Source organism: Psychrobacter sp. 16-MNA-CIBAN-0192, from assembly GCF_040309565.1.
GTDB lineage: Bacteria > Pseudomonadota > Gammaproteobacteria > Pseudomonadales > Moraxellaceae > Psychrobacter.
On sequence record NZ_JBEOOX010000638.1, the window covers coordinates 1 to 242 of the forward strand.

Genomic DNA, 242 nt, shown 5'->3' on the forward strand with positions numbered 1-242 from the left:
GTGCTTGTACGTCTTTAGGAAAACATGAACCACCATAGCCACAACCAGGATAAATGAATTGATAACCAATTCGCGGATCTGAGCCTATACCATGGCGAACATGCTCTATATCAGCCCCTACGCGCTCAGCTATATTAGCCATCTCGTTCATGAAACTTATTTTTGTAGCGAGCATGCAGTTAGCTGCATATTTAGTAAGTTCAGCACTTTTAATATCCATTACAATAATTTTTTCGTGATTT

1 pseudogene is annotated in these 242 nt (G+C 39.3%); it reads right to left on the bottom strand.

Annotated elements, in window-relative coordinates:
* A pseudogene (locus AAEY78_RS14675) lies at positions 1-242 on the bottom strand (UDP-glucose 6-dehydrogenase); the annotation flags it as partial.